General features: G+C 32.6%; 26 protein-coding genes and 1 tRNA gene. 9 read left to right on the plus strand and 18 right to left on the minus strand.

The window, feature by feature from the left end; all coding sequences use genetic code 11:
- Positions 1 to 33 precede the first annotated feature (33 nt).
- The 8 genes from OO712_RS06280 to OO712_RS06315 form a co-directional block, all read right to left on the minus strand.
- The gene (locus tag OO712_RS06280) at positions 34 to 681 is read right to left on the minus strand and encodes a nitroreductase family protein (protein WP_109876004.1); all 648 of its coding nucleotides are present in this window, start codon (positions 679 to 681) and stop codon (positions 34 to 36) included.
- A gap of 62 nt (positions 682 to 743) precedes the next feature.
- On the minus strand, positions 744 to 929 hold the full coding sequence (locus OO712_RS06285) for a hypothetical protein (RefSeq protein ID WP_109876005.1): 186 nt from the start codon (positions 927 to 929) through the stop codon (positions 744 to 746).
- Between the two features lie 542 nt (positions 930 to 1,471).
- Entirely contained in the window at positions 1,472 to 2,092 is a 621-nt protein-coding gene (locus OO712_RS06290; protein ID WP_109876006.1) for a hypothetical protein, read from the minus strand.
- The gene (locus OO712_RS06295; protein WP_109876007.1) at positions 2,089 to 2,292 is read right to left on the minus strand and encodes a M66 family metalloprotease; all 204 of its coding nucleotides are present in this window, start codon (positions 2,290 to 2,292) and stop codon (positions 2,089 to 2,091) included. Before OO712_RS06295 ends, OO712_RS06290 begins: the two co-directional genes overlap by 4 nt.
- A 134-nt stretch (positions 2,293 to 2,426) precedes the next feature.
- Entirely contained in the window at positions 2,427 to 2,741 is a 315-nt protein-coding gene (locus tag OO712_RS06300) for a hypothetical protein (protein WP_109876008.1), read from the minus strand.
- Between the two features lie 100 nt (positions 2,742 to 2,841).
- On the minus strand, positions 2,842 to 3,138 hold the full coding sequence (locus OO712_RS06305) for a winged helix-turn-helix domain-containing protein (RefSeq protein WP_109876009.1): 297 nt from the start codon (positions 3,136 to 3,138) through the stop codon (positions 2,842 to 2,844).
- A gap of 277 nt (positions 3,139 to 3,415) precedes the next feature.
- Positions 3,416 to 3,500: transfer RNA gene (locus tag OO712_RS06310), tRNA-Ser, on the minus strand.
- Between the two features lie 45 nt (positions 3,501 to 3,545).
- Positions 3,546 to 3,815: a hypothetical protein gene (locus OO712_RS06315; protein ID WP_109876010.1), complete on the minus strand. Its 270-nt coding sequence runs from the start codon at positions 3,813 to 3,815 to the stop codon at positions 3,546 to 3,548.
- 130 nt (positions 3,816 to 3,945) lie between these two features.
- On the opposite strand from OO712_RS06315, the gene fen reads away from it, so the two are divergent.
- Entirely contained in the window at positions 3,946 to 4,968 is a 1,023-nt protein-coding gene (gene fen / locus OO712_RS06320) for a flap endonuclease-1 (RefSeq protein ID WP_109876011.1), read from the plus strand.
- A gap of 166 nt (positions 4,969 to 5,134) precedes the next feature.
- Here the strand turns inward: fen and OO712_RS06325 are convergent, their stop codons facing one another.
- A complete protein-coding gene (locus tag OO712_RS06325; RefSeq protein WP_109876252.1) occupies positions 5,135 to 5,662 on the minus strand; it encodes an Lrp/AsnC ligand binding domain-containing protein in 528 nt (175 codons plus the stop codon).
- Between the two features lie 535 nt (positions 5,663 to 6,197).
- On the opposite strand from OO712_RS06325, the gene OO712_RS06330 reads away from it, so the two are divergent.
- Positions 6,198 to 6,725 (plus strand): PAS domain S-box protein, encoded by a 528-nt coding sequence (locus OO712_RS06330; RefSeq protein WP_109876012.1) that lies wholly within the window; start codon positions 6,198 to 6,200, stop codon positions 6,723 to 6,725.
- 1 nt (position 6,726) lies between these two features.
- On the opposite strand, the gene acs is transcribed toward OO712_RS06330, so the two are convergent.
- Together acs and OO712_RS06340 are read right to left on the minus strand one after the other, a co-directional pair.
- Complete coding sequence (gene acs / locus OO712_RS06335; RefSeq protein WP_109876253.1) at positions 6,727 to 8,643, minus strand: acetate--CoA ligase; 1,917 nt, start codon at positions 8,641 to 8,643, stop codon at positions 6,727 to 6,729.
- A 53-nt stretch (positions 8,644 to 8,696) separates the two neighbouring features.
- Complete coding sequence (locus OO712_RS06340) at positions 8,697 to 9,596, minus strand: CdvA-like protein (RefSeq protein WP_109876013.1); 900 nt, start codon at positions 9,594 to 9,596, stop codon at positions 8,697 to 8,699.
- A gap of 126 nt (positions 9,597 to 9,722) precedes the next feature.
- On the opposite strand from OO712_RS06340, the gene OO712_RS06345 reads away from it, so the two are divergent.
- Positions 9,723 to 11,435 carry a site-specific integrase gene (locus OO712_RS06345; RefSeq protein WP_109876014.1) on the plus strand — a complete coding sequence of 571 codons (1,713 nt, stop codon included), beginning with the start codon at positions 9,723 to 9,725 and terminating at the stop codon, positions 11,433 to 11,435.
- A 29-nt stretch (positions 11,436 to 11,464) separates the two neighbouring features.
- On the opposite strand, the gene OO712_RS06350 is transcribed toward OO712_RS06345, so the two are convergent.
- The 3 genes from OO712_RS06350 to OO712_RS06360 form a co-directional block, all read right to left on the minus strand.
- Positions 11,465 to 12,388, minus strand: a complete 924-nt coding sequence (locus tag OO712_RS06350) for a hypothetical protein (protein WP_109876015.1) — start codon at positions 12,386 to 12,388, stop codon at positions 11,465 to 11,467.
- Between the two features lie 87 nt (positions 12,389 to 12,475).
- Positions 12,476 to 13,531 carry a hypothetical protein gene (locus OO712_RS06355; RefSeq protein ID WP_109876016.1) on the minus strand — a complete coding sequence of 352 codons (1,056 nt, stop codon included), beginning with the start codon at positions 13,529 to 13,531 and terminating at the stop codon, positions 12,476 to 12,478.
- Between the two features lie 4 nt (positions 13,532 to 13,535).
- Entirely contained in the window at positions 13,536 to 14,405 is an 870-nt protein-coding gene (locus OO712_RS06360) for an AbiJ-NTD4 domain-containing protein (protein ID WP_109876017.1), read from the minus strand.
- Between the two features lie 198 nt (positions 14,406 to 14,603).
- Between OO712_RS06360 and OO712_RS06365 the strand changes: the two genes are divergently transcribed.
- A complete protein-coding gene (locus OO712_RS06365) occupies positions 14,604 to 15,116 on the plus strand; it encodes a hypothetical protein (RefSeq protein WP_109876018.1) in 513 nt (170 codons plus the stop codon).
- A gap of 2 nt (positions 15,117 to 15,118) precedes the next feature.
- On the opposite strand, the gene OO712_RS06370 is transcribed toward OO712_RS06365, so the two are convergent.
- The 3 genes from OO712_RS06370 to OO712_RS06380 are packed head-to-tail and all read right to left on the minus strand — an operon-like array spanning position 15,119 to position 17,152.
- Positions 15,119 to 15,475: a hypothetical protein gene (locus OO712_RS06370; protein WP_109876019.1), complete on the minus strand. Its 357-nt coding sequence runs from the start codon at positions 15,473 to 15,475 to the stop codon at positions 15,119 to 15,121.
- A gap of 1 nt (position 15,476) precedes the next feature.
- Positions 15,477 to 16,250: a hypothetical protein gene (locus OO712_RS06375; protein ID WP_109876020.1), complete on the minus strand. Its 774-nt coding sequence runs from the start codon at positions 16,248 to 16,250 to the stop codon at positions 15,477 to 15,479.
- Positions 16,247 to 17,152, minus strand: coding sequence for a hypothetical protein (locus OO712_RS06380; protein WP_109876021.1), 906 nt, complete (start codon positions 17,150 to 17,152; stop codon positions 16,247 to 16,249). The genes OO712_RS06375 and OO712_RS06380 overlap by 4 nt, the downstream gene beginning before the upstream one ends.
- Before the next feature lie 703 nt (positions 17,153 to 17,855).
- Between OO712_RS06380 and OO712_RS06385 the strand changes: the two genes are divergently transcribed.
- From OO712_RS06385 to OO712_RS06405, 5 genes are read left to right on the plus strand one after another with little or no spacing between them, the layout of a single operon-like run.
- Positions 17,856 to 18,011, plus strand: a complete 156-nt coding sequence (locus OO712_RS06385; protein ID WP_160049182.1) for a hypothetical protein — start codon at positions 17,856 to 17,858, stop codon at positions 18,009 to 18,011.
- Positions 18,008 to 18,205 (plus strand): hypothetical protein, encoded by a 198-nt coding sequence (locus OO712_RS06390; RefSeq protein ID WP_109876023.1) that lies wholly within the window; start codon positions 18,008 to 18,010, stop codon positions 18,203 to 18,205. The genes OO712_RS06385 and OO712_RS06390 overlap by 4 nt, the downstream gene beginning before the upstream one ends.
- Positions 18,195 to 18,434: a hypothetical protein gene (locus OO712_RS06395; RefSeq protein ID WP_146195959.1), complete on the plus strand. Its 240-nt coding sequence runs from the start codon at positions 18,195 to 18,197 to the stop codon at positions 18,432 to 18,434. Before OO712_RS06390 ends, OO712_RS06395 begins: the two co-directional genes overlap by 11 nt.
- Positions 18,434 to 18,700 (plus strand): hypothetical protein, encoded by a 267-nt coding sequence (locus OO712_RS06400; protein WP_109876025.1) that lies wholly within the window; start codon positions 18,434 to 18,436, stop codon positions 18,698 to 18,700. Before OO712_RS06395 ends, OO712_RS06400 begins: the two co-directional genes overlap by 1 nt.
- Positions 18,693 to 20,213 carry a DNA primase family protein gene (locus tag OO712_RS06405; protein ID WP_160049183.1) on the plus strand — a complete coding sequence of 507 codons (1,521 nt, stop codon included), beginning with the start codon at positions 18,693 to 18,695 and terminating at the stop codon, positions 20,211 to 20,213. Before OO712_RS06400 ends, OO712_RS06405 begins: the two co-directional genes overlap by 8 nt.
- Here the strand turns inward: OO712_RS06405 and OO712_RS06410 are convergent.
- Positions 20,210 to 20,431 carry a hypothetical protein gene (locus OO712_RS06410; protein WP_109876027.1) on the minus strand — a complete coding sequence of 74 codons (222 nt, stop codon included), beginning with the start codon at positions 20,429 to 20,431 and terminating at the stop codon, positions 20,210 to 20,212. The two genes, OO712_RS06405 and OO712_RS06410, sit on opposite strands and share 4 nt — an antisense overlap.
- Between the last annotated feature and the right edge of the window lie 21 nt (positions 20,432 to 20,452).

Raw genomic sequence — 20,452 nt, forward strand, 5'->3', positions numbered from 1 at the left:
GATTATTTAAAGATGAATAATTTCAGGCCAACTCTACCATACAACATGAACCAAATCTTTGAGATTTCTTCTAGGCTTGGGAAATTTTGTTTGCTCGGGATATCCAATACACAGAACAGATGAGGGAATAAGATCAGTGCCAATAACATCCATTACTTTTTTCTCATCAAACATTCCAATCCAAATAGAACTTAGTCCTAATGCCTGAGATGCAAGCTGGGAATATCCAGCAGCTAAAGTGGCATCTTGAATTGCAAATTTTGCAAGGACATATTCTGGAAAATCAAATTTTACTCTAGAAGGATTTTTGCAAAAAATTAAGACTACAGGAGCATCCACATAAGGTTGCTTGTTGCATGCTTCAACTAGAAGTTTTTTCTTTTCTGGACTTTTAATATAAAATATTTCAAATCCCTGATAATTTCCAGCAGTAGGAGCAGTGTCAGCTGCGGCAATAATTTTATCAATCTTTGTGGTTTCTACAGGTTTATCAGAAAATTTTCTCGTAGAACGTCTTTTTGCCATTACAGCAAACAAATCAGTGTCTACAACCTCAGTGGGTCCAGATTGTAGAATAAAATCAAGTAATTGGTTTCTTATGTTGGGGTTATCAGAAACGGGAATGTCTTGAGGATCATACCCTAAGGGAAAAATTCTCTCGTCTTTTTTCCCTGAATCCATGGTTAGATTATAAAAAATATCTTATTAAAGAATTAGAAAACATGTAAAAATACATTATTTGCTCATTCAGGATCAAACCCGTCACAGCCAGACGTACATGGTTTATTCATTACGCCTTCGCATGCTCCAAATTCATTATGCATTATTCTATGATGACCACATAATTTGCATTTTTCTCTGAAATGAGATATTAGTTCAGCAGTTGAAATTCCTGTCTCTTTAATTTTTGATTCAGTTTCACTAGTCATAATTGTTTGATTAATCAATTAACTTTAAACATTTTGAAAATCTAAAAAGTATTTTAAAATCTATCCGTGTCAATTGTTGAAAACTATGTATTATAATCTAGACAATTTAACTGATAAAAAAATTTCAGTGTAACCTTCTTTTCTGGAGGCATTCCATGAGAATCATCATCAAAATTCAGATTCAAGAAATGTTATTTTTTGTATAATAAATCCTGCGCCGGGAAAGGGCGTGGTCAAATTTTTCGACACCCAGACAAACATTAATGATTTGAATCCGACCTGGTGCTCTCGTACATGGTTTACTAAAACTTCAAAAAAAGTTTCTAGACATACATGGTAAGCGGGCCCGAAGGAGTCCGTTGACATTTGTTAGCGGACCCGGAATTCAGTAACGCAGGAAGATATAGGAGTAATTTCAAACTCCTATCAATTCTTTTTTTAGCATATGTTGCTGCTGTACTGTAATTCTACATCATGACATCAAAGAGAAAACAATTATCAAATGTCAGTTACATAATAAAAAAGGAAAAAGAGGTTGTTATTTATTGAGTCTTTTCAGCTATCATTTTAGCAATATTTCTAGCAGAATCCACATCAATAGGTGCTTTTTCAGTCATTTTGTCAAACTCACTTGTCATGGTAGTTTGTCCAGCTTTTAATGGATAGTAATGAGTGAAACCCATCATGTTAAGACCTCTATCATTGCTTATGATAAAAATACCCTTGTCTCCAACATGATAATCAACAGAATATCTTGAAATGAACTGAGTTGTATGTCCATCCACTTTGCCTAATCCAGTTACAGACTTGTCATAAAAGGTAACAAGATCATTGCCGTTGAGAATTCCATTGTCTTTTAAGACCTCAGTTACCTTGACAGTTACTTTGTACTGTGGTTTTACAGCGGTCTCTATGACATATTCCTCACATTCATCACAATCTGTACCTGTTACAGTTTCTTCAACCATTACGATTTCAGAATCAACAATTTCGCCTACTACAGCTAATGCATTGATCTCAACTCTTTGGTCAAATGTCCTGTCTGCAAATTGTGTATACCCTGTTCTTTCTATGACAGGAGAATTTTCACTTACACCATATACAATAGAAGCAAAAGCAGCGATGGCAATGACTGCCATTAAGCTAATCTTTTTGTTGATCATGGGTATTGATTCTCCAAGTTTGTTGCCTCAGCAGAGGTTATCTCATATCCGTTTGTGGCTCCAAATACATAAACATAATAGCTTAGGTTGGCTGTGTTGCCATTATCATGATCCATGCCCATTGCATGCCATAATTCATGACCTAGAGTTTTTCTAACATCAAATTCTTGAGGAGAGGCACCACTGTTTTCAGCAAGCATGAATTATACTTCACTTGCATTGTCGTTGACTTGTACATCCATCTTGATATAATGAGTGTCAAGGCCACCATAGCACCAAATGAACCAGGCAGTGCAATGACGCTCAAACGCAGTATATCCGTTTGCGCCAGCAGCTAGGTTGGATTGACGAATATGCTGTCTGCTGTTGTAACTCTGTCAATTGACATTTTCTTTCCTACACTGTCAAATTCTGTGACGACTGAGTCTACTTCTGAATTGATAGTAGATTGTGAATGAATTTGTACTCCACTGGTTGTCTTAAGTTTCAAATCACAATTGTCTCCAGAGCAATTAAGAAAACCCAAATGTCCATCACCTGCGCTTCTTGACCATATGTAGTCTTGAAAATCAGCAAAAGCAGGAGTTATTCCTATTGTTGTGGTTAATGCAACTGCTAAAATTGCAAAAACAACGGTTATTGTAGTCATTGTCATTTCCAATGTTGGAAGAATCTAATAAGCCGCGCTCCGTATATGGGTACTACTCGATCGCGTACTACCCATATAGGTAGTACCTATAGGATAAGTGTCAGTCCAGAATTGTTAGAATGCCGTTGTATTTTTTGTCAAACTCTGCATCAAGTTTCTTCTTGCACAATGAAATTCCATGAGGAGTTACGTCGTATACCTGATGAGAATAGCGATTACTCTTGGTTACAAATCCTAAAAATTCCAGCATGTCAAGATATGATACACATGTGTCATAGTGCAGTCTTGCATTAAGTGCCAGATTTGTCCTTTTTTCGTGTCCGGATTCATATACCGCAGCCAACAGACGCAGTAAAACCTTGAGATCAAATCGCTGTAGTTTCTTTTTTGCCATCATTCATCAGATATTATAGTATGATGTTACTATCTTTAGCCTATTTATGATTTACTACAATTAGGATTGAGCATATTTTATGATAAGTGGATTAAAACGACAATGCAATAACCAGTAATTATTATTCCGTCTTACATTCAATCCTAAATACCAAATGCGTTATTGGTTTGACGCCCTGAAATTATGCAATGGCTTTGAACCAATGTTGTGCTATTTTCAGGCAAATTTTGTTCCTAGAACATACTGAAAAGTAGGGGCTTTGAAATTTGCGTCAAAGCCATGGCGCCGGGAAAGGGATTCGAACCCCTGCACGCTTTCACGTAGCCGTTTTCGAGACGGCCGCCGTACCACTTGGCTATCCCGGCATCTATTCTGAAATTTTCTCCATAATAAAGCAAATCAGTGTTAATTTAGGATTTTTTGTCAATATCAAACAATTCATCTTTGAATTTCTTTTTGATTTGTTCTTTGGTATTATTCCACTCATCTTCAGTGATTTTATCTGTAAAAATGGAGTGAAACCCATCAAATGATTCATTTTGTAAAATAGACCTGATTTTTTGAGTCTCTGATTCAGATAGTGGGAAATAAGAAACAATCTTAGAAACAGTTTGATCAGCCCCAAATTTAATTTCAAAAATTTTGTCTTCCAAATTGGCAGGCAGTGTAAATATCGCCATTTAATTTTGAACTAGTCACAGGCATATTAAAATCGATTTCATAACAAAAATTGCGTCAAGAGAACGATTGTAAAAAACGATCACATCTAAAAGATAAACACAAAATAGAACAAATTTACAAGAAATCCCAATGGGTTTAAACCTAAAAGACTTGGTAGTAAGAGAGAAAACAACGCTTGAAGCATTTTCAACAAAGGTTATTGCTATTGATGCATACAATGCAATCTATCAATTTTTAGCAAGCATTAGAGGACCAGACGGATTACAGCTATCAGATTCTGAAGGCAGAATTACTAGTCATCTAAGTGGGTTGCTTTATAGGAATGTGAATTTTCTATCCCTGGGAATAAAGCCAGTTTATGTATTTGATGGAAAACCCCCATCTTTGAAAACAGCAGAGATTGAGCGCCGAAAACAAATCAAAAAGGATGCGACTGTAAAATATGAAAAAGCGATAGCTGCAGGAAATATGGAAGATGCAAGAAAATATGCACAGCAAACTACCAGCATGAAAGACGGGATGGTAAAAGAATCAAAAGAGATCCTAACATATTTTGGCATTCCATATATTGATGCGCCATCAGAAGGAGAGGCAACGGCTGCACATCTTACAAACACAGGGCAGGCATATGCTTCAGCAAGCCAAGACTTTGACTCTATTTTGTGTGGAGCAAAAAGATTGATAAGAAATTTCACCAACAGTGGAAGAAGAAAAATTCCAAATAGAAATACATACATCGACATAGTTCCAGAAATCATTGAAACAGAAAAAACACTTCAAACACTAGGATTGACAAGAGAAGAGTTGATTGATGTTGGCATATTAATTGGTACTGATTTTAATCCAAATGGATTTGAGAGAATAGGTCCAAAGACTGCACTAAAAATGATAAAACAACATTCAAGATTAGAGGACATTCCACAAATCCAAGAGCAATTACAAGAAATTGATTTTGAGCAAATCAGAAAGATATTTCTCAATCCAGAAGTGGCAGACGTTGAGGAGATTATTTTCAATGAAGTGGACTATGAAGGATTGACAAACTATTTGGTAAATGAGAGAAGTTTTTCAGAAGAGAGAATACAATCCACGCTAAACAGATTAAAAAAAGCATTGGAAAAAAAGAGTCAGAATTTAGATCAGTGGTTTTAGATAACAATTTCATCTTTTATACTTTCATAGTTTGACTAATTGTGATAAAACAATTCTACAAAATTTTAAAAAATTAAATTCGCTTATTTTCCAAGAACCAAGGTTTGTGAGGCTCTAATCAAATTTCAAAAATGGTTCAAGATTTCATGTTTTGGTTATTTGATAGTCAAGAATCTTGTTCTGGGACAACATGCAATGTGATACTCGAAATGATGTCAGGTATTTTTCGGATTGCCTTTGTAATGACATGATCCAATATCGTACTATTTGATGCCTCTACCTTACAAATCACATCATACAATCCAAAAACAACATCTGCCTCTTTGACTTCGGGAATATGACTGAGATTCTTCAAAACGGCATATTCTTCACCTTTGATGCAATGAATCACAATATAAGCCTGGATGATGTTTTGTCCAAGCATCGCACCAATTAATTTCTCAGATGCTTGAAACAATTCCCCTGACTCTGAACGAGTCAAAGTCATAGTGGAGTGAATTTTTGGCATCCTGCGAATGGTTTGCGTTACTGTTTGTTGAATTTTCTCTTCAGTATCTAACTCAATTTGTGCAATAACATCATAAAGGCCAAGCGTACCATGTGCCTCCCTCACACCGGCTACTTTTTTCAATGATGATATTACCTCTTTTTCAGAACCAAGATTACAATTCATTAAAACATAAGCTCTTGCCACTATTGAACACCCCATACAAACAGGATTATCTTCTGAAACACCATTACAAGTTAGTGTTTGTAAGATAAAAGATTTCAGTAATCGGAAATCAAAGATTATTTAATGTATTATACTGTACCACTTAGACATACAAAAACCAGACACATTAGAATAACTGTTGTAATCATTCTATTTTTTATTACAAAATACTAGGCATGGTTTAGAATCTTAAATCATAGAATCAGATTTGATTCAAGAAAAACCACATTATAGTTATGATATTACGAACTGCAGAAAAATGCAAGTTATCCACCACATTATCTTGACATCTCTTTTCTTTTTGAATAGTCAAACTCTGAAAAAAGTAATGGAAATTTTCTGATCCAACCAGCGGTTTCAGTTTAAGCAGTTTTTGACAATGTAATAGCAAATGCTGTTGAGTTATTTTTTACAATTATTGTTCTTACATGCATTTCAATAATTTGTCACATGTCTGAATTGAAGAAATTGTTTCTAGATTTTTTAGTTTAATTACTAGTTTTAATTATCTAAAAAAATGCCTCAGACAGAAGCAAGAAAGACTCTAAAAGACGCGCCAGTGATGTGGAGAAGAATAAATTCAATAGGGATCATTTTGGATTGCAACTCAACATATGCTGCAAATTTAGGATATGCCAAATCAGAGATTTTAGGTAGATCAATCTTTGAACACGTAGTGAAAGACTCATGGGAAGCAATGAATGAGTCACTGAAATCATGGTTTGAGACAGGAAAAGTCACAGATAGAAAAATTACTTTCAAAAGACAGGATGGAAGTACATTTCCAGGATTGCTTCAGGCAACAAGCATATATGATGAAAATAATAATCTGCTTGGCAGTAATACGGTAATTTTTGATCTTACCCAAATGAATAGTGAAAAGATAAAAGAGTATGAAGAATTTTTTAAAGATGCAAAAAACAGACTAGATGAAATTAAAGAGAAAGAGTATGATCAATTAGATGAGAATTCAAAGTCAGAGTATGATGGACTCAAAAAAATGTTTGAAATGTTATTAGAAGTGAATCTTGCAGAATTAAAATAAATTATTTAGGCTTGTTATTTATTGAATTCTGAATTTCATCAAATGCATTTTGTACCTCGGTAACTGCTGCGCCATCCTCCAAAGTACTTACATCACCAATTTTTTCATTCTTTGCAATTGCTTTTAGTAATCTACGCATTATTTTGCCACTGCGTGTTTTTGGAAGTTTTGAAACAAAATAGATTTGTTTTGGTGTAGCAATTGCCCCAATATCATTTCTTATTTTATCAGAGATTTCTTTTTCCAATATTTTTGAATCAACAATTCCTTGTTTCAAAACAACAAATGCGACTATTACTTCACCCTTCACATCATCAGGAATTCCACATACGGCAGACTCTGCAACATCATGATGAGATACAATGCAGCTCTCAAGCTCTGCAGTTCCGATTCTATGTCCTGCAATTTTTAAAACGTCATCTGCACGACCTAATAACCACATATATCCATCTTCATCTTTTAACGCATAATCTCCAGGATAGTAACAGTTTTCATATTTTGACCAATACACGGTTTTGTATTTTTCATCATCGCCCCATAGTGTTAAAAGCATTCCAGGCCATGGATTTTTGATAACAAGATAACCCTTAGTGTTAGTGGATACACTATTTCCATTTTCATCAACTACATCAATATCTACGCCAGGGATTGGGAGTGTACCGGAACCTGGTTTCAGAGGAATTGTCTCCAAGCCAGGTAAAGAAGAAATGAGCATGCCGCCAGTTTCAGTTTGCCACCAAGTATCAATGATAGGACATTTTTCTTTTCCTATGGTTTTGAAATACCACTTCCACACTTCAGGATTTATTGGTTCACCTACTGTTCCTAGTAATCGTAAAGATGAAAGATCAAAAGAGTTTGGAATTTCATCCCCAAATTTCATAAACATTCTCAGAGCTGTGGGTGTGGTGTAGAAAATGGTGGCACGATATTTTTGTAAGATATCCCACATTCTAGTTGCATCAGGAAAATCAGGTGCACCTTCATACATTATCTGAGTCGCACCATGTAGAAATGGTGCATATACAACATAGCTGTGACCTGTGACCCAACCAATGTCAGCAGTACAAAAGAAGACATCAGAATCTTTAATGTCAAATGCCCACTTGAAAGTAGAATACAAATGTGTGAGGTATCCTCCTGTTCCATGCAGTACTCCTTTAGGTTTTCCAGTTGTGCCAGAAGTATACAAAATGTAAAGAGGATGCGCACTATCTAATTTTTCTGCATCACATGACTCCAGAGCATCATTCATCAAATCACTCCAAAATTTGTCTTTTGATGAAACAGGAATTTTATTTTTTGTCCTTTCTAGAACCACAACGTGTTTGACAAAATCAAAATCTTTGATTGCCTCATCAACTACTTCCTTTAGTGGGACAACTTTTCCTCGTCTATATCCGCCATCTGCTGTAATAACCACTTTTGAATGTGAATCAGCAATTCTGTCTTTGATTGATTCTGCGCTAAATCCTGAGAAAATTACTGTGTGAATAGCACCAATTCTAGCACATGCAAACATCGCAATAGGCAATTCAGGAACCATTGGAAGATAGATAGTTACACGGTCTCCTTTTTTTACATCAAGAGATTTTAGAACGTTTGAAAATTTTTGAACTTGGGTGAACATTTCGCCATAAGTAATGACTCTAGATTCGTCATTTTCTCCCTCCCACAAAATAGCAGGTTTGTTGGATCTAGTTTTTTGATGAATGTCTAGGGCATTATATGAGGCATTAATTGTGCCTCCAACAAACCATTTTGCAAAAGGAGGATTCCATTCCAGAGTCTTGTTCCAAGGAGTAAACCATGTGAGATTTTTTGCTTGCTCATCCCAAAATGACAAAAAATCAGAACTGGCCTTTTTCCTTAAATCAGTGTCATGATTTCCAAGACCAATATCATATGTTTCATTCAACAAAAAGTGTATGAACTTAGATCTTTCTAAATGTTAAAAAATAATTAAAAAAATTATTGTGCTTCCATTCTAGCAAGCCAATCGTTATCATTGTCGTCTTTTGGAGTTTCTGGTGTCACCTGTTGAGGTGGTTCTGGAAATGCAAATGTTGTTTCAGAGTTAGTTGGTGGTTCTGGTATTGGTAGAACACCTGCTTCTATTGGTTCTGAATGACTTGCAAATTTTTCGGAATGTGTTACTATTGGTTCAGTTGGTGCTTCTGGAAGTATTGACTGAACTACTTGTTGTGGTTCAGATGTCTCCAGATATGAAACGGCAGATTCTTGGATGTCTGGTGTTGAAGGGGAAGTTATCTCCTGCACTTCTAATTCAAGGTCAGCAATTCTACTCTTTACATTTGCGATTTCAGCTGTTTCGTGAGATACATGTTCAATTATTTCAGTTGTGCATGCTTTCACTGTCTCAAATGTTGCATCAGAGATTTCATTACTCTTGAATTGTACTTTTGCATCAAAGGATAACATTTTTGCAGACTTCATTTGTTCATCTAACTCTGTCAATCTTGCCTCAAGTTTAGCTTTGATTTCATGTTCTGTTTCATCTAATGATGCAAGTTTTGACTTGTATTTTTCGTGAATAATTTCTGCATCCACTTTCATGTCATCATTTTCAGAAACAATGTCAATCAACGCCTTTAGACGACGTATTGTTAGTTGTTTTTCACGAATGAGTCTTTGAGAATCTAGTCTCCATTTTGGAATAAAAATAACAACATCGCCTTGCACTACAAGTTGCTCATATTGGATTTGCTGTAATCCCTGAGAACCGCAGTCAATGCCAACGGACTGAATACTTCCGTCAATGTCAGTTATTGTTCCAACGACTTTACCCATGAATGTACCGTACATGTCTTTGACTTTTTTACCGATAATTTCGATATCGTCGTGGGTCATGTGTGGTTGTCAAGAGATTTGTATAACCGACAAAGTGTAAGGAATGTTTTTGGTTTTGGTAAGATTAAATTCACAAAAGTTTGAATGAAAACCTTTTACACGATTACTAAATTTTCAAGGTAATTCATGCCTACCAAAATCTATCAAGTAATTGAAGAATTTGAACTGGGAAAGCACTGTCAACCAAAAATGACACCAGCAGTGATCAAGTGTTTGAAATTACTCAGAAAAGGAATGGAATTTCAACCAAAGCAATTCATTGAAGAAAACCAAGATTATCTGACAAAAAGAAGCAAAGACAGATTCAATGCATGTCAAAGTCTTGTTTCTACAAGTCTGAAATTTGGCAGAGAGATGGGAATTGTTCAAATCAAAGAAACCAAACCAATTTCATATCAAGATTTTTGTAATTTAGACACTATCCAATACATGTCAAGTCAACTAAGAGGTTCAAAGACAAAGAACTTGAAAACTAAAGTTGGACATGACAACTCTACCAAACGTCATTACACATTACAATTACACTATTTCAATAACTGGTTACATGGTAAATCATTTGACTTTAACATTACAAAACAAATTGATGTTGATACTTTCAAGAAAGAAAGAACCAGAGTTACTTTAGATGGTATTGAACATTTCTTACATCTGTATCAAGAATCAATGAACAGTGAATCAGATTTTGTGAGAGTTATTAAATTGTATTTGATGGATGAGATAAACAAAGATTGTTCTGCAAAATACATGTTAGGAAAATATTCTGCAATAGTTTCATACTTTGAAAAGAATGACAGTCCAATCAAATTCAAATACAATCCATTTAGTGTTCATGACGATTATAAAGAAGAAAATGCAGATGCGACACTATCGTTATCTGATTTACACAAGTTACTTGCAAATGCAAATCCATTAGAAAAAGCAGTTGTACTTTGCAAGTTTCATAGAGGACTAGATTCATCAACATTAGGTGACAGATTTAATTTCCAAGTTGCAGAACAACTAATCAAATGGTTTGATAATGCAGACTTTGATAATTGGGATTTGAAAAAATGTCCAGTGCCAATCAAACTTACTAGAATCAAAACAGACTATACGCATGTTGGTTATCTAGATGCTGATGCAATAGTTGCAATTCAAGAATATCTCAATTACAAATATTCTTCATTTGTTACAACATCAAGAAGAAATGGTATTGACCCTAATTACCTTAAAGACAAATCCCACTTTATTGAGCCTGAAAAACCACTATTTACAAATAGATTGAATGAACCAATCACAATTAATTGGATATCTAGAGTAGTACCAAGATTAGCAAAGAAAGCAGGTATTCAAAAATTCATCAAAGGAAATAGATTACAAAATAGAAGTGAAAAGAACGGACATGAACTTAGAGATTTACTAAAATCAACTTTGATTATTTCTGGGTGTGCTGATTATGTTTGTGAATTATCAATAGGGCACAAGGTTGGGGATTCCTATGAAAAACAAGACAAACTATACCCAGAGGTTTCAAGAAGTGAATATGCAAAAGCATCATCTAAAATCAATATTCTCTCTAAAGTATCTAATCTGCTAGACAATGATGGCGATACAGAACAATACAAGATGATGTATGACGAGTTGAAATCAAACATTTCAGAAGCAATCAGGTCAGAAATGCAAACTAGACTAGAAGAACTAAAGAAATCAGTTGATCTTCAAATAAAGAATACTGAAAAAAGAGAATCAGATGCATCAGCATTGGCAGAGGAATTAATCAGAAAATCTAAACAACATAAAATGAATCCAGAAAGAAAAGCAAAACTTAGAGAGATATACAATATTCCAAAGTACACTTAGAATATCCACATATCATTAAAATCAACATATTAAAACCAAACAGGATCTTTACCAAAGGGTTTGTCAATATCACCTACTTTTTCTTCAATTAATAATACAGAATCAATTGCAAATGCAACTACAAATTCGGCATCATTTAATGCAGGATCTTTCTTTTGATCAAAAAAATCTTTGGGCTTATCATTTCCCAGAGTAAATAGAGGTTGTCCTGTAATCGATTTGAATTTAAGATATTTAGAATAGTCCAACCCAAGAGAAACAAAACGTAGTGTTTCTTGTATTTTTTTAAATGACCTCGTAATTTCATCATTTCCTTTCATCCCATCAAAAGATGAAGTGGTTACAATTTGGTCAAATAGATATGTCAAAGAACCACCAACCAATGACCCACCAACAATGCTTAGGGTTTTTTCAAGCCCCATCACGGATTCATTTATTGCAGTCTGAATTTCTTTTCTTTCTAATGCTAAATCTGCATCTTTCAAAATATTTTTAATTTTTTCATTTTGAATTAAATCTGCTAAACTAATCTGTTCAAAATTTAATCCCCATACTTGTTCAACTATTTTTTTTAAAAAATCTCTTGTGTATGTCTGACAATCACTTACTTCACTATTATTTGGGTATCTTGCATCATGTTGAGCATCATTTCTAATACTGTGCACACGAAGAATATTTGCCCTATCTGGAATACCTCCCAAAGTTGCAGAAGTTAACATGGATTCAACTTGATTCAGAAGTGATGGAAACCCATCTGAAGGAGTTTTTGAAGAATCAATAGATGTAATAATTGCATTTAGAACTGTTTCAGTAGATAAATCAAACAGGATTACTGCCATTAATTTATCCACATTGGTTTCAGATTGAGAGTGAATTAAACCTCGTTGAAAAATTTGTTTAGATAATGCAAGTTTTTTTAAAATTACTGAATCAGTTGGAATAGAAATATTCATTCACCTCGGTTATTATCACTAATCATATCGTCATACTTTGTTTAATATATGGATCATGTTAACGACGCATCAAATTTTTGGAAAGAATTAATGCCAATGATCATCGGACCAAGACCACGGTGTTGAATTAAACTCGTCCAAATATTGTTGATAATGCATTTTTCGTTCAAATGGATAAAATCCTATACAAGCATCACATACACCAAGTTTAGGCTTTCCAACTCTTACAGATTCTGCAATTTCTTTAAACATGGTATGTACAGCAGGTTTGATGAATTTTTCATTTTCTTTCTTCATATCTAAAATGTTTAACATTTTTTTTGATGAATAAATGCATTGTTGATGCAACATTTTAACCAGTTTTTTTGCAATTTTTTTTGATTCAGATTTCGATACTATCTCACCATTGTATTTTATGTTAAAATATTTTTTAGTGTATGAGTTCTGGTCTTCTTCATAAGTAAAAGATCCCTTGTAAATTTCAGTTGGAGATTTTGGATGGATGTTATCAAGATTGACATTTTTAGTCAAATGAGTAACTTTTGGAATTCCAATCATTCCCAATAATTTTTCTGTATCAATTGTCCAAAATTCCTTTGATTTGAATTCTTTTATTGCAATGGTGTAAAAACGAGTACTCATATTACTAAGTTCTGACCATATATGTTCTAATTTTCCATCAGTTTCTCGTGCTTCAAAATATCGGGTATAGATAGGAGGTGAAATGAAAACACCTTTTTCAAAAGTATACAAATGTTGTAAAAGCATTTTTTTGTGTGTTTTTAGATTTTTTATTGCATCATAATATGAAATAGTGTTTGTGTTCTCCATTTCTGATTCAATTAATGATAAAAAATCCTTTTTCAAATGTCCTGAATATTCATCTAGATCTTTTCTTTTATCTGCACTAGTTTCGGTGATTATTTTTTCAATACGTCGTGTTTTAGATTCATCTTTTTCAAAATATTTTTCTGCTCTAGGTTTGAAACCATAAATTATCGAAGTGACTATCCCCCCTATTAAAAAATAAGATATCAACGACTCATTAGAATCAATTTTTTTAAAATCCCAATCCATCAAAATACCTACAACTATAGCAAGAAATAATGATAACCCAGTCATTAATACTTCTCGTCTTGCCATGATTCTAATCTAAACTAATTTTTGCTTTTACAGATTCATCAATAAGATAATTTACAAATGCCGAGCATGCCACTAGCATGAATTGGGCTTCTTCAAAATCCAATTTATCTTTAGGAATTTCTGACAAGCCATGACGAACTCCTGAATTAGAACTAGACCAACCATAAATTTTATCAAATGCTTGTTTTAATGGAGTGGGCAATTCTATTTTACTTTCTTTTTCAATTATCTTAAGAGCCTGTCCTAAAGTTGTATTGGATTCCCCTGTAATTTTTTTACATATTGACTCAACTGCATGTATTGAATTAGTTATGGAGCCATCAAAGTCAGGATTATCTTGAGTTAATAATTTATTTGCTTTTTTCATATACGTATTAACAATATCTATTGGAGTGTTGAATGATTTGTTAAGTGAAACAATCTCTTCTTCCCTAGTGATAATAGAAATTTCATCACCTACAATTCGATAACCAACATTTTTCTTTTTAAGAAAATTGTTTACATGATCAGATAAAGTATCTTTTTGATCTTCTAGCAGATGATCTTTTCTTAACTCATATTCAAAGATACTTAGTAGAAATTTATGTTCAGAATTAGTAAAGATTTCTTCCAATACATCTAGAACAGATTCATGGTTTACACTAATATCTGAAATAGATTTTTCTAAAAATACTATCCAAAAATTTTTCCATGCTATGAAACCATCATCTTTTTCAGACCACATACCACCGTATGTTTTATACTTAAAATGATATTTTTCTAACACATCTCTGACAAAAATATTGAACAAGCCAATTCTGGTTTTTGAATCTAAATCATTCTTTTGAAATTTTATTTTTTGATCTTTCTCAAAAAAATAAGGCTTTTTACTCATAATTACGAAAATATGATTTTTCTATTAAAGTTCATGCCTAATTTTTCTAGAAAAATCAATATTTGACAGCATTTGACCAAATAAACATGGTGTTTTCAGAATAATCTTCCCAAATTATGCCTAATTGTACTTTTAAGTTAAAAAATGACATTTTTAAAAAAATTCATAATTTAATAATTGAATCACATAGTTCAGCATATGACTAAATTTAGTGCAGTGATTGAAATAAACAAAACACATGAAAAAGAAACATTAGAAAAAATTTCTTCATTATATTCAAAATCTACGAACAAAAGGATTGACTCAAAAGATTCTAAAATTAGATATGTTCTCAAAGTTCCAACATCTGATTCAAAGGAAATTCTTGAAAATAATCTTCAAGGAATTAATAATCTTGAGATTAAAATGTTAGAATCAGAACCAAATGTGTTAGTTAGATTACCCAGAAAAATATCTACCTGGATCATGGTGGGTTTTTTTGTTGTTTGGATAGGAATTTCTTATGTTGCATTTTTTATTTCAGATAACATTTTGGATAACTTATCTAATTCTCAAATACTAGTTATTCAAGTTAGTATTGCATTAGTGATATCAATATGGTTATTTTTTTATGATAAAAGAACTCAAGAAGAGATTGTTGATGTACTTGCAAAATTAGATTTGAGAACAAGTGCGATGGATGAAAATATTAAAGATTTAGACAAAAAATGAATTTATAATTTTGAAGATACTTTATCATTAAATGATTTAGACATACCATATATTGGTGAAATCAATCCTGAATCTCCATTAAACTCCATATCATAATCTGCTTTGTTTCTCATTTCCAATAACGTGTTTAATTTATCACCCATTGTTTCGTTTGCTTCTTTCACTTTTTCAATAATCTCTTTATGCATCTCTTCGTTATTTGAGAAATTATTACCCTTACTCTCCAAATGGTTTTTTGCTTTAACTAGTGATGAAAAATAACATCTATTTAATGCGGTTCTAACACCTGCTTCTGTCTGTAATTCATTTTTTCTACGTATGGTTTTTACAAATGTCAAAAATTCATCAGGAGAAAACATTTCAAAATACCATATTGATATAGAAAGATTTTTTCAGAATATCCAATTCATCAGAATTCTTATCGATATCGATGGTTTTGATTTCGGTGTCAATTACATTTCTCAACATCTCCCATTTCGTCATTTTGTTTTCAAATGAATCGTGAAGAATTTCAACATCAAGAATCAGTTTTAACCATCTATTGTTTTCTAGATCAGTTTTCTCATATAGGTAAAAGTTCGCTTGACCAAGTTTTATGGTACTTTGAGTTCTAAGTGCAGTATCTATTGCCCCTACAAACTTTTGATAAGTTCTATTGTTGACTGTTTTCTTTTCCAAAGATTCATCCATTCTAAGTATGTGGGTTTGTTTTGCAGTAGTTGTGGAATTTGATGCCTGAATTAACTGAGATAGGGAATCTCCATTATCCAGATATCCATTATCATATGAAGAATAATCAGCATAATTTATCATATTTCCAACTTCTTGAATTTGATTTTGATCAATTCTCATATTCAATTCAAGTTTTGCCTCGTAAAGCATACGCCATAAATTGTAATCTAATTTCCATTCTCCTTTTTTATGCCCTTTTGGTCTACGTTTATCCAGATATTGTTCTTTGATGATTTTTGATTTTATTTCTAATGGGTCTGGTAAATTTACTTTTTTAACAACTTCTGTAATTATTCCTCTTAGAAAATTTTTTAGAACTTTTTTACGTTTTTGAGATGGCATTTGTTGTACTTCTGGAAGATTTTTTAGAATTATTTTTTGAATTGATCTGTATTGGCTCATTTTTTAACGAGTTCTCCTTCTATACCTTCAACAAACTCATCAATTATTTCTTCTTTTGCTTGTTCTTGAGGTGTAAACTGTAATGATGGCTGAGGATTTGGTCGAGGTTCTAAGAATCTAATAAAAGACTCTCTCCAGGTAGCGATCATTTTCCAAAGCAATTTACTTACAGAGTCTGGATCTGCTCCTTTCTCAAAAATTTTCAAAACTTCTTCAATTAATGGTAATATTTCTTCTCGGGTTCTTTTTTCAAAATCTACTTTATCTACAGCAGTAATTGCAATGTAATCATCTACTCTTTCAAGCATTATGATTAAACACCACAAATAGGTTTCATTGATTTTTGTTCCATAAGTTCTTGCAGTTCTGTTTAATTCATTTAAAATTCCTTTAAGAAGATTGTTTGTTACAAATGTAACATCTCCTTTTCGTCTGTTTAAAATTTCCAGAATTTTTGAAAATGTTGCATTTGTAAAATCAGGATTTGATGGATACACGTCTTTTTCTTCTGGTGGCAATAGGGATTTTCTGTATTTTTCTCTTTGAATATTGAATTTTGTCCAAAGTTCTGTCAAATTGAATTTTCCAGAAGATAATTGAGTTATAATAAAATCTGAAAAAGATGATGCCTCACTGGTTACTTGTTTAGCACCGTTAGTATTATTCACACGTGATGAGTTTAATGCATCTAGGGCAAATTGACGTAATTGGAAGCCAACAATACCATAATTCAGATTATCGAAAAACCAAGCATTTGTCATAATTCTATTTGCCAAAATGTTTGATGTTTTGAAATCACTTTTTTTCATAGATTTGACATAATATAGTAATTCAGATTTGAATAATTCATTGTCATATGTAGAACTTTTTGTCATATTGTATGAATTAGAAATTTTCCCCATATTTATTATCTTTAGCGTATCTATCTTTAAACATCAATACACGTATTGAGTTGATTTTATTATGGACTTGCGATTTCTGAATCCTCAAAATAATATCACATCTCATACACCAATAAACCTGAATTTCCATGCCTGGATTATGCCTATTTTTGGTCGAAATTACTGCATCATAGACCATCTTTTTGTTAGAACCACATTGAATGCAGTAAACATTAGGATATCTAGCCATGATGTATTAAACAATAATAGATAGATAACAGCACAGGAATAATTCTTGACACTTTTACTTCAAAACTTTCTTTACTTACAAAATAATTTCCATCTAGAAGAAATGTTTTACCAAAAGTGTCAAGACATGATAAAACTTGTGCCTAAAATTATCTTTCAGTTTTTCTTAAATTAAAAAAGGTTAACCCGTTTACTTTTTGTCATTAACATTAATACAAATATTCAATGATTATTTAACAAATTTTTTCATAAAAATAATGTTGTTAGGTACCGTTAACATTGATTTTTAGGAATATTTAACAAAGAAAATGTTATGCTTTTTTTGAGTTTATCATTTTGATTTTAGGTACCGTTTATAATTTTCAATACAAAAAAAACTAAACAAATGTTTAACAAAATCAATGAAAATTTTAGCAATTTGAGAAGTCTGAATTTTGATTATACTTTAAATAAAAATTGACGAGGAAAGGACGTAATGAGTCAGAGCATAAGAGCAGTTGTGTCCAAAAAAAATTATGATAAAATAATTAAACTAACAGAATTACCTTTTGATATAGGATTTGATAAAGCAATCACATTAATTCTTGATAAATATGAAAAATCCATTACAAAGGACGGTGCTAAAAATTGACTGTTCTAATTTCACTTACCACTGTAAGCCAATCAGTTGTAAGACCTTTTCAATTTGTGACAGTAGGGTATTTCATCACTCTACTGTCACTGGTCATTATTCAAAATAAAAAAATAGTTAGGGATGTTTCTTTAGAGAGGTCATCACTAACATCACAAAACTTTGGTAGAAGATTGGTGATTAATGATGTATAGCAGACCTGAAATATTAAAACCCACAAAAGTAAATTCAGAGAATCTTAGATTCCCTTGCATTATTTGTGATGATGAAAATGGTAACAGAAAACACAAAGTCTTTGATAACATTGATACTTTAGATAGGCATACTAAAGCACTTCATTCCAAACATCCATGTTACAAGGCAGTAAAGAACATCATTAGAAACCTACGAAAAGCAGTAGATTTAGGCATGGTGAGAACCTGATGAGTAAATGGATTCATGCCAAATTTAGCCTAGATGGCAGTAATCGTCTAATTAGTGCAGATAGAAAAACTTGGTTTATCAATATCAATCAGAAATATTTCAAAAATATGGTATCTGAACTGGTCATAAAATTCACAGATCTAGTTTGCAAAGTCTGCATGAAATCTCATCATACTCAATCAGGATTGATTAGTTGTTTGTGGTTTCACAGACATGACAGCATAGACTATTATCTTGATAACATAATGGATGACAAAAATGAATAGTGTTCCTTTAGTAAATTGTCAGAATTGCAGAGAAGATAATTGTGAAAAATGTCAATTTCCAGATAAATGTAGATGTGCACATTACAAACACAGTAATGATTTACGGATTGGTGTCAAAATTAATGATTTTAAAACAAATATCGATAATCTCATGGAAATCTTTGCAGTTGAAAACAATCTCAAATTTGAGGGGGAAGAAAAGATTGATCAGGTTGTAAAACTTTTAAGAAAATTTTACAATTTTGTAACATTACGAAAAACAGAAGAAATTCTACTATACAATGGAAAAATCTATGATAATATCCAAGCAGAAACAGTCATCAAAGAAAAAACTGAGAAATTAATTCCTAATTGCACCACTCATAACAGACATGAAGTTATCAATAAAATCAAAGCACAGACTTTTGTTGATTTAGAAAAATTTGATGCAGACCCAAATCTAATTACTGTTGAAAATGGGATTTTGAATCTTCAAACACTAAAACTAGAACCACATACACCAAATCATCTAAGTCGAGTATTATTACCAGTAGAATTTCATAAACCCAAATCTACAAACATTGAAAAGAATCTCAAAAACACCTTGTTTTGGAAATATCTAAAATCATCATTTACTGTCAAAAGAAGATTTAGAATAGAGGATTTTGAAACAGTCTTGGAAATTACAGCAAGTCCAATTATCAAAAGACATATTGATGAAAAAGCATTCATGTTTTTAGGCAATGGTGAGAATGGCAAGTCTGTTCTTCTATTTTACATAAAGTCATACCTAGGAGAAAACAATGTCAGTAGCATCTCACTTCATGATATTGCCGAAAATAAGTTCATGAGGGCTAATTTGGCAGGCATGTCAGCAAACATCTTTCCAGATTTGGAAGAAAATGAACTCAGAAATGCTGGAAAAATCAAGGCAATCATATCAAATGAGGGTATAGAGGTTGAGAAAAAATACCAGCAAGGCTTCACATTATACCCCTTTGCAAAACTCATGTTTTCATGTAATAGATTTCCCAAAGTCTTTGATCAATCACAAGGCTTCTTTCGACGATGGATAATTGTTAAATGGGAACGTGATTTTGAAAACGATCCTGAAAGAATAGAATATCTCAAAGAGAGTCTTGCAGAGAATCAAGAAGAGAAAAACAAAGTATTTTCAAATCTAGTATTAATTGCACATAAACTAAACAAAGTAGGTAAATTCACACATACAAAAAATTGGAAAACAATCCAAAGAGAGTGGAGTGAAAACGCAGACCCAATTGATGAATTTAACTCTAGTTACATTTTAGACAGTGAATCACACAAGACAAAAAAAGAGACATATCATTTCTACAAAGAAATAATGTTAGAAAAAGGTCAAACCCCTAAAGGAATGGGTCAGTTTAGCAAGGCGTTTTCTGAATGGCATGATGAAGATAGGATAGAAATTGATGGGAGAGTTCAAAGAGTTTGGTTGAATATTTCATTTAAAATGCCAAAACAAGAAACACTTGCAACAGTTGATACAACTTAGTGATGTCTTTCAAACAAGGGTAAAATAACAAACCAAGTTGTTAAACCATTAAGAGTTACAACAGCACCATATACCATTATCATAAGACCCAATGCTTGTGGACTTTCACTTGCATAGGAATTGATTTCATTAAAGAGGATAGAAAATACAATATCTATAATCGCAGTAGTAATGACTAGAATTATTTGCTCTGGTGGATCAATGGGATTTTGACTCATAGTGGTTCTTGACACTTTACT

It is taken from the genome of Nitrosopumilus zosterae, assembly GCF_025998175.1.
In the GTDB taxonomy this organism is placed as follows: Archaea; Thermoproteota; Nitrososphaeria; order Nitrososphaerales; family Nitrosopumilaceae; genus Nitrosopumilus; species Nitrosopumilus zosterae.